Raw genomic sequence first — 9,227 nt, forward strand, 5'->3', positions numbered from 1 at the left:
GGCGCTGATCTACGTTTCGATCGCGGTCAGCATCGTCTCCGCTCTCTGCCTGGCCATCGGGGTATTCCTGCGCCGCAGAGAGCTGTTCGGCGCGTCGACGTCCTCCTCCGGCAAGGCGCCGAAGGGGCACAAGAAGACGCGCAAGGGGGCCGGCAAGGCCGCCGCCGACTCGAGTCCGGCGGGGGGCGACACCATCGCCGACGACACGCTGACGATTCCGGCCCAGCCGGTCGAGGTGCCCGGCGACGCGCTGGTCTACGTCGTGCGCGGCCGCAAGCGGTATCACCTGGACAACTGCCGTCAGCTCATGGGGCGGCAGAAGGAGGAACTCACCTACGCCGAGGCGCAGGAGGAGGGCTTCAGCCCCTGCACGGCCTGCATGCCCGACACCGCACTGGCGGCGCGCGCCGCGGTGTCCGCGGACAAGGGCCCGGGCACGACCGGGACACCGGAACGGGCCGGCGCCACGACAGGCCGGGGCGATGCCGCCGGATCGGCCAAGAGGCGGCGTGACAAGACCGCGCCGGCCGCGTCCAGTGGTGCGTCCAAGGCAGCCGGTTCCTCCATGGGGGTCGGCGGGCCGTCTCTCGACAAGCCCGCGGACGACCGTGACCGCATGGCCTCCACCGCCGGTGGCGGCGGGCCGCGCGGCCCGCTCCCGCCCAGGGCGCCCTACGCGGGACCCGGGCTCGGCGAAGACGCCGGTGTCGAAGGACGGCACGGGCGCGAAGCGACCGCGGGAGGGCGGCACAGCCGCAAGCGTGACGAGGCGGTCGAGACCGCCGCTGAGCGACCCGCCACCGACAGGGCGGCGGTCGAACGAGCCTCGATCTGGCTGCCACCGGCGGCCGGTGCCCCGGCGCCGCGCCGTTCGGGCCGTCCCGCCGAAGACCAGGCGGTGACCCCGGCCGAGGACGCGGACGAGGTGTCGACGGGCCCGCAGGCACCGCCGCGAGCGCAGGCGGATTCCGCCGCCACCGCGGAGTTCGAGGCCGTGGACCCGCCCGCCGCGGCGTCCCACGGGGCGCCGGACCGCGGGAGGAACGCGCCCGCCGACGCGCGCGACGCCGGGACGGCTCGCCAGACCTCCGCCGACGCGACCTCCCCCGAGGCGACCTCCCCCAACGAGACCTCCCCCGACGCGGCCACGCCCGCCGCCGATGTCGCCGGGCACACCGGAGATCAGGCCGCGGAGAGCGCCGTGGAGACCGCTGACCGGTCCGCCGAGGAGGGGACGGAGCCCCGGGGTGCGGCGTCCGACGCCCGCCCGGACGCAGGCGACGACGGGCCACAGGTCCGGATCCTGAGCGGCACCAAGCGCTACCACCGTGCCGACTGCGCGCTGATCGTGGACATCGGCGACGACGCCGACGACATCGAGGCGCTGCCGCGTGCGGAGGCGACGGCCCGGGGATGCACACCGTGCCTGGTGTGCGAGCCCGACAAGGAGCACGCGCGCGACTGAGCGGACGCGTCGGCTCGCGCGGCCGGCATGCGGCGTCATGCGGCCGGCCGGCCGTGTCGCCAGGCCGGCGGTCTCGGCGGCACCGCGCCGGCCGGGTCAGCTCTCGTCGTGGTCCCGGCGGCGCTCGCGGCTCTGCCGCCTGAACTCCCGTCGGGCCTGGCGAAGCTCGCGTTCCCGGCGGCGCAGCTCCTGCCGGTCGAGGTCGGAGGTGTCCCGCACCCTCTTGACGTCGACGCCGCCGAACAGGGTCACCCCGGTCAGCCGGATGACCGGGGCGTGCGGGTCGAGCGGGTCGTCGGACGGCACCGTGTTCCCGCCGAAGATGGCCACCCCGGAGCTGATGACCCGTACGCCCTCGGGAACCTTGACCTCCACTCCGCCGAAGACGCAGACGATGTTGACGGTCACCTCGCGCTGCGACAGCACGGCCTGCCGGAAGTCGAGCTCCACCCCGCCGAACACGGCGAGCACGGTGGTCTGCGACTCCACCAGCCAGCGGCCCTTGCGCTCCGCCCCGCCGAAGATCGCGACGATGCTGGCGGAGTGGCGGCTCGGAGCGGGAAGGTTCGCGTCCTTGTGGAGTCGGACACCCGGCAGCGGCGGAGCGGCGGAGGAATCCCCTTCGACCGGAAGGTCTTCGATGACCGGGGCGAGCTCGGCGTAGGTCTTGGCGGAGTACACCCGGTCGATGCGCTCCGCGTGCTCCTCGGGCGTGAGGCGGCCCTCGGCGAGGGCCTCTCGCAGCTGGTCTGCGACCCGGTCCCGGTCCGCGTCCGACGCCCGCATCTGGGACGGCTCGGACGGGCCGGTCCGCGGGGACTGGTCTGGAAGGTCCACATCCGCATCATTCCGTACAAGATGTGTCTCGACCAAGCCCGACTCTCCGCCGAGATCTCGCCGTCACCCGGCCGTGGAAGGCGTGGGCGACAGCGAGATCCCGGCGGTGCCGTCAGCCGGCGTCGGATCTGCGGAGCCAGAGCGTGAGCGCGAGGTCGTCGCCGTGATGCGCGGGGAGGTCCTCCTCCGGACTCCGCTGGTGCATCGCCACGGCCAGCACCTCTCCCGCGACCTCGCCGCCGTGCTCGCGCAGCGCGGACTCGACGTCGGGGTCGACGGTCTCCCACCAGAGCTCGATGCGATCGGTCACCTCGAGGCCGCTGGCCTTTCGGGTCTCCTGCACCAGCCTGATGGCCTCCCGGGCCAGGCCGGCACGGCGCAGCTCCGGTGTGACGACCAGATCCAGCGCGATCGTCTCACCTGCCGCGCTCTCCACCGCCCAGCCGGTCCGGGGCCGCTCGGTGACGATCACGTCGTCGGGGCCGAGCTCGACATCGCCGACCTCGGGCACGCTGAACGACACGGTGCCGCTGCCGCGCAGGGCATGGACCAGCTCGGCCGGGTCCGCGCCCGTCACGGCCTTGGCGACCCGCGGCGTGTCCTTGCCGTAGCGCTTGCCGAGCTCGCGGAAGTTCGGCTTCACCTCGTAGTCGACGAGGTCGTCGCCACCCGCGAGCGCCGTGGACAGGTCCTCGAGGTCGGTGACGTTCAGCTCCTCGGAGATCTGGGCGCGCAGCTCCGCCGGCAGCGAGGCCCAGCCCGGTGCCCCCACGAGGGCCCGGCCGAGGGGCTGGCGGGTGCGTACGGCGGATGCCGCGCGAGCCGCCCGCCCCAGCTCGACCAGCCGCCGGACCAGGGACATCTGCTCGCCCAGGGTCTCGTCGAGCAACTCCTCGGACACCGCCGGCCACGAGGCGAGGTGCACCGACTCCGCTTCGTCGCCCGGCCGGATGACGTCCCAGACGTAGTCGGTGAGGAAGGGCACGATCGGGGCCAGGAGCCGGGTGAGCGTCTCCAGGCACTCGTACAGCGTGGTGAACGCCGAGGCGCCGTCCCGGGTCTCGGGGCCCTCCCAGAACCGCCGCCGCGACCTGCGGACGTACCAGTTGGACAGGTCGTCGATGAACTCGGCGAGCCTGCGGCCCGCGCGGGCGGTGTCGAAGCCCTCGAGGGCGGTGTCGACCTCACGGACGGTCCGGTGCAGCTCGGCGAGCACCCACCGGTCCAGCAGCGGCCGGTCGGCGGGGGCGGGCGCCTCGGTCACCCGGTCCGGGGTCCAGGGGCCCGGGCCCGCGGAGCCTCCTTCGCCGCACGCGTTGGCGTACAGCACGAAGAAGGACGCGGTGTTCCAGTAGGTCAGGAGCACCTTCCGGACGATCTCCTGCAGCGGGCCGTCGCCGACGCGGCGGGCCGACCACGGTGACCCGCTCGCCGCCATGTACCACCGCAGCGCGTCCGCGCCGTGCTTGTCCATCAGCGGGATCGGCTCGAGGACGTTGCCGAGGTGCTTGCTCATCTTGCGGCCGTCCTCGGCGAGGATGTGGCCGAGGCAGACGACGTTCTCGTACGACGACCGGTCGAACACCAGGGTGCCGACGGCCATCAGCGAGTAGAACCAGCCCCGGGTCTGGTCGATGGCCTCCGAGATGAACTGCGCCGGGTAGGCCTTCTCGAACACCTCCGCGTTGCGGTGCGGTGCGCCCCACTGCGCGAACGGCATCGAGCCGGAGTCGTACCAGGCGTCGATGACGTCGGGGACCCGCCGCGCGGTCCCGCCGCACTCCGGGCAGTCGAAGGTGATGTCGTCGACGTAGGGGCGGTGCGGGTCGAGCGCCGTGAGGTCCCGGCCGGCGTGCGTGGACAGCTCGCTCAGCGATCCGACGCACGTCACGTGGTCGTCGTCGCACACCCACAGCGGCAGCGGCGTGCCCCAGTAACGGCTGCGCGACAGCGACCAGTCGATGTTGCCCCGCAGCCACTCGCCGTACCGGCCCCACTTGATGGAGTCGGGGTACCAGCCGGTGCGCTCGTTCTCCTCCAGCAGCCGCGACTTGATCTGGGTGGTCCTGATGTACCAGGCGGGCAGGGCGTAGTAGAGCAACGGGGTGTGGCAGCGCCAGCAGTGCGGGTAGCTGTGCTCGTAGGTCTCGGAACGGAACAGCACACCGCGCGCCTCGAGATCCTTGAGCAGGGTCTGGTCGGCGTCCTTGAAGAACACTCCGCCGACGAGCGGCACCGAGTCCTCGAACCGGCCGTCCGCCCGGATCGGGTTGACCACCGGCAGGCCGGCCGCCCGGCAGGCGGTGAAGTCGTCGGCGCCGAACGCCGGGGACAGGTGCACCAGGCCGGTGCCGTCCTCGGTGGTGACGAAGTCGGCGAGCAGGACCCGGTGCGCGGGCCGCTCGGGGTCGTCGGCCTCGGGGAAGTCCACCAGGTCGAACGGGCGCTGGTAGGTCACGCCCTCGAGCGCGGTGCCCGGGAGCCGGTCCACGACCTCCCAACCCTCGCCGAGGACGCTCTCGGCCAGGGGCTCGGCGACGACGACCTGCTCACCGGCGCCGCCGTCCCGTGCCACGACGTAGGTCACGCCGGGATGCACCGCCACGGCGGTGTTGGACACCAGGGTCCACGGGGTGGTCGTCCAGACCAGCAGTGCGGCGCGCCCGGCCAGCGGGCCGGAGGTGATCGGGAACCGTACGGTCACCGACGGGTCGGCCAGGGTCTCGTAGCCGCCGGGCTGGCCGAGTTCGTGGTCGGACAGCGGCGTGCCGCACCGCGGGCAGTACGGGCTGATGCGGTGGTCGCGGACGAGCAGTCCCTTGTCGAAGATGACCTTGAGGGACCACCAGACGGACTCGACGTACTCGGGGTCCATGGTGCGGTAGGCCTGGGACATGTCGACCCAGTAGCCCATCCGCTCGGTCATCTCCTCGAAGGCGCCGACGTGCCGCAGGACCGACTCTCGGCACCGGGCGTTGAACTCGGCGACGCCGTAGGCCTCGATGTCCTTCTTGCCGGAGAGCCCGAGCTCCTTCTCCACGGCCACCTCGACGGGCAGGCCGTGGCAGTCCCAGCCGGCCTTGCGAGTGACGCTGTAGCCCTTCATGGTGCGGAAGCGGGGGAAGAGGTCCTTGAAGACGCGGGCCTCGACGTGGTGGACGCCTGGCATTCCGTTGGCGGTCGGGGGGCCCTCATAGAACACCCAGGGCGGCCCGGACTCGGTGCGCCGCAGCGACCGTTCGAAGACCTCGTTCTCCTGCCATCGGCGGAGCATCTCGCGCTCGAGGGCGGGCAGGTCGATCTGTGCTGGCAGGGGACGCAGTGCTCGTCGGCCTGCTTCCGGGCCCCGCCTGTCCGGCACGGCGTCGTTCACGATGGGCGGACCTCCACGATAGTGCGATCATGGACCCGGAGGGACGAGGCCGGCGGCCCCGCGGTACCACCCTCCTTGGCCACGCACGCATGGCCCGCTTCGTTGGAGGCTCGGCGGCCGGGTCTACTGAGCTCTCGCGGACGAGTCTGCGCGGGCGGTTCTTCCGGCGGCTCCGGGGTGATCAGACCGCCGGGCAGGCCCCCGGGCTCGCACCGTCCCCGGGTCGCTCATCGCTGCGCACGGCGGCAGGTGTCCTCATCAACGCCTTGCCGACTGCACCGATTGTACGTGTACTGGGCGCTCGGGCCGGACAGATTTTCGCGGGACACGGCGGTGATCTTTGCGTGGCGCCGTCGAGCGGTGCCCGGGCGGCGTCGGCCGGCACCGGGTAGGGAGGTCGGATGGGGATGCGGGTGGTGATCCGGGTGCGGCCGGGTGCGGTGAAGGCCGGCGTCGGTGGTGCGTACGGCGACGCGCTCGTGGTCAAGGTCGCGGCGCGGGCCGTCGAGGGCCGGGCGACCGAGGCCGCCCTGCGCGCCGTGGCGGAGGCCTTGGGCGTACGGCGCCGTGACGTGCGCCTCGTCAGCGGCGCGACGAGCCGCGACAAGATCGTCGAGGTGGACGGCGATGTGGCACAGCTCACTCGTGAGATCGACCGGCTCTTGGGTTCCTGACATCGGGTAACTGGGCATATGCGGCTTGTGACAGACCTTGGAGCTTGTTCATGGAACCTCCGTTCTGCGACTCTTCGCAGGTCGGAGCTCTGCGGATGGGCCCGCGACCAAGCGACCGGCTTGTTTGCCGTCCCGCGGAAGGAGACCTATGCTTCCCGCACTGCCTGTCGACAAGATCAGCGCGAGGGGGCCCGACATGGCCAGCGCGGGGAGGGACAAGACGCCGTCCGAGAAGACGACCCGGCGCACGCGTGCGCCCTTGGGTGAGCCGAAGCCGCGAGGCCCGGGGAAGCAGGCGACCGGTTCGACCACCACGGACGAGGCTGCGGGACAGCTGCCGGTCCGGGCCGGTGAGGAGCGGTGGACCGCCGACGAGCTCGCGGCCGTCCGCGGCCGGCTCGAAGAGGAGATCGGCAAGTTCGACGCCGAGATCGCACGGGCCGAATCGGAGATCGCCGAGCGGATGGGCGACAGCAGCGAGGGCGCCGGCGACGACCAGGCGGACGCGGGGGCGAAGACCTATGAGCGCGAGCACGAGATGGCGCTCACCTACAACGCGCGTGACCTGCTGGCGCAGAACGAGCGGGCGATCGCGCGGATCGACTCCGGCACCTATGGAATCTGCGAGTCATGCGGGAAGCCGATCGGTAAGGCGCGCTTGCAGGCCTTCCCTCGTGCGACCCTATGTGTGACATGCAAACAACGCGAGGAGCGTCGCTGACCGACGCAAAGAAGCACGACGAGACCGGCGCCACGTCTTCGGGCGGGCTCCCCGACAAGGAGAGCGCGCCGCGGCGCGTCGGCGTGCTCGTGAGCGTCGCCGTGCTGGCGCTCGTCCTGGACGTCGTATCAAAGATCATCGTGGTCGCGCGCTTGGCCGGCCGTGAGCCGATCGAGCTGTTCGGCGGCCTGCTGACGCTGCGGGTGACCCGCAACAGCGGGGCGGCGTTCTCCATCGCCACCGGGCTGACCGTGGTGCTCACCCTGATCGCCATCGGTGTGGTCATCGCGATCCTGCGGACCGCCAGGCGGCTGCGCAGCCTGCCATGGGCGGTGTCGCTGGGCCTGCTGCTGGGCGGGGCCACGGGCAACCTCGTCGACCGGCTGTTGCGCTCTCCGGCGCCGCTGAAGGGGCACGTCGTCGACTGGATCGAGCTGCCGAACTGGCCGGTGTTCAATCTGGCCGACTCGGCGATCGTCTGCGGCGGCGTGCTGGCCGTCCTGCTGGCGTCCCGGGGCCTGCAGCTGGACGGCACCCGGGTGACCGGCTCGGAGAAGCCCTCCGAGAGCCCCTCCGGCAACGGCTCCGAGCCCGCGCCCGAGGACGGCTCTGAGCCGCGCTCCGAGACGGGCTCCGAAGGCGCCGGAACGAGCCGGGACACGGGCCGGGACACCGGTGCCGGCGGCGGCGCCGATCCGGCGCCGGGCCACCGTGCCGAGGGGACGTCCTGACCTGATGGCCGACGTCCGAAGCCTGCCCATCCCGGACGGCCTCGAGGGGGAACGGGTCGACGCCGCGCTCGCCCGCCTCTTCGGGCTGTCACGCAGCCGCGCCGCCGACGTCGTCGCCACCGGCGATGTCCTCGTCGACGGCAAGGCGGTGGCCAAATCCGACCGCGTGCACGCCGGAGCCTGGCTGGAGGTGACGCTCCCACCCCCGCCCGCGCCGCCGAGGCCCGTCGCCGAGCCCGTGCCGGGAATGGGGATCCTGTACGAGGACGCCGACATCATCGTGGTCGACAAGCCGATCGGGGTGGCGGCGCACCCGACGACGGGCTGGACCGGCCCCACGGTGATCGGCGGGCTGCTCGGCGCCGGGCACACCGTCGCCACCAGCGGCGCCGCCGAACGCCAGGGCATCGTGCACCGCCTCGACGCCAACACCACCGGGGCAATGGTGGTCGCCAAGAGCGAGGTGGCCTACTCGCGGCTGAAGCGCGCCTTCAAGGAACGCACGGTGGACAAGCGCTATCACGCGCTCGTTCAGGGTCATCCCGATCCGCTCCGCGGCACGGTCGACGCGCCCATCGACCGGCACCCTTCGGGCGACGGCCGGTTCGCGGTGGTCACCGGCGGCAAGCCCTCGGTGACGCACTACGACACCATCGAGGCGTTCCGGGCCGCGAGCCTGCTCGACATCAACCTGGAGACCGGCCGCACGCACCAGATCCGCGTGCACATGTCCGCCATCCGGCACCCGTGCGTGGGTGATCTCGCGTACGGCGCCGACCCGACCCTCGCGGCCAGGCTCGGCGTCACCCGGCAGTGGCTGCACGCGGTCAGGCTCGGCTTCGAGCACCCGACCGAGGGCCATCGGGTGGAGTTCGAGAGCCCCTACCCGGACCAGCTGGCCCACGCTCTCGAGATCGTCAGCGGCGAATGACGGTCCGGCGCGCCGTCAGCCGAGACCGGCGAACCGCAGGCCGGCGGCGACTCCGGCGGCGATGACCAGGACGGCGAGGAAGGGCGCGCGCAGCAGCAGCGCGACCACCGCGGCGGCCACGCCCGCGAGCCGGGGCCCGTCGGCCTCGAGCGCCCTGCCGTGGGCGACCGTCTGCACGGCGACCAGCGCGGTGAGCAGCGCCACCGGGACCAGCTCGGTGAAACGCCGCACCCGGGGATCGTCGATCACGCGTTCCGGGATCACCAGCCCGGCCAGCTTCAGCGCGTAACACCCGAGTCCCGTGGCGGCCACGGCCAGCCAGACCGCCGTCATCGCGTTCCGCCCTCGGCCGGCCGAGGGCGGCGGAGGACCGCGGCCACGGCCACGACCGCGGCGAGCATCACCGGTACGCCGGGCGGCAGCAGGGGAGTGGCCGTGACGGCGACGGCCACGGAGACCAGGGCCACGAGCCGCTCCGCCCGGCCCCGGCGGAGC

At 72.7% G+C, this 9,227-nt stretch carries 7 protein-coding genes and 1 pseudogene; 5 read left to right on the forward strand and 3 right to left on the reverse strand.

Going from position 1 to position 9,227, the window contains the following annotated elements; translation table 11 throughout:
• Positions 1-1,465 (forward strand): annotated as a pseudogene (locus tag HKK72_RS31300) (hypothetical protein); the annotation flags it as partial.
• 96 nt (positions 1,466-1,561) lie between these two features.
• Here HKK72_RS31300 and HKK72_RS31305 read toward each other — a convergent pair.
• Both HKK72_RS31305 and ileS read right to left on the reverse strand, forming a co-directional pair.
• Positions 1,562-2,251, reverse strand: a complete 690-nt coding sequence (locus HKK72_RS31305; protein WP_187238047.1) for a DUF1707 domain-containing protein — start codon at positions 2,249-2,251, stop codon at positions 1,562-1,564.
• A gap of 163 nt (positions 2,252-2,414) precedes the next feature.
• On the reverse strand, positions 2,415-5,675 hold the full coding sequence (ileS, locus tag HKK72_RS31310) for an isoleucine--tRNA ligase (RefSeq protein WP_315987547.1): 3,261 nt from the start codon (positions 5,673-5,675) through the stop codon (positions 2,415-2,417).
• Positions 5,676-6,076: 401 nt separating this feature from the next.
• Between ileS and HKK72_RS31315 the strand changes: the two genes are divergently transcribed.
• The 4 genes from HKK72_RS31315 to HKK72_RS31330 all read left to right on the forward strand — a co-directional run bounded on the left by HKK72_RS31315 (position 6,077) and on the right by HKK72_RS31330 (position 8,732).
• On the forward strand, positions 6,077-6,349 hold the full coding sequence (locus HKK72_RS31315) for a DUF167 domain-containing protein (RefSeq protein ID WP_261987386.1): 273 nt from the start codon (positions 6,077-6,079) through the stop codon (positions 6,347-6,349).
• 334 nt (positions 6,350-6,683) lie between these two features.
• A complete protein-coding gene (locus tag HKK72_RS31320; protein ID WP_261987388.1) occupies positions 6,684-7,070 on the forward strand; it encodes a TraR/DksA family transcriptional regulator in 387 nt (128 codons plus the stop codon).
• Positions 7,043-7,801, forward strand: a complete 759-nt coding sequence (lspA, locus tag HKK72_RS31325; RefSeq protein WP_187238043.1) for a signal peptidase II — start codon at positions 7,043-7,045, stop codon at positions 7,799-7,801. Before HKK72_RS31320 ends, lspA begins: the two co-directional genes overlap by 28 nt.
• 4 nt (positions 7,802-7,805) lie before the next feature.
• Positions 7,806-8,732, forward strand: coding sequence for an RluA family pseudouridine synthase (locus tag HKK72_RS31330; RefSeq protein ID WP_187238044.1), 927 nt, complete (start codon positions 7,806-7,808; stop codon positions 8,730-8,732).
• A gap of 15 nt (positions 8,733-8,747) precedes the next feature.
• Here the strand turns inward: HKK72_RS31330 and HKK72_RS31335 are convergent, their stop codons facing one another.
• Positions 8,748-9,065: an AzlD domain-containing protein gene (locus HKK72_RS31335; protein WP_187238045.1), complete on the reverse strand. Its 318-nt coding sequence runs from the start codon at positions 9,063-9,065 to the stop codon at positions 8,748-8,750.
• Between the last annotated feature and the right edge of the window lie 162 nt (positions 9,066-9,227).

Origin of the sequence: Actinomadura sp. HBU206391 (assembly GCF_014323665.1) — a bacterium.
Lineage (GTDB): Bacteria > Actinomycetota > Actinomycetes > Streptosporangiales > Streptosporangiaceae > Actinomadura_C.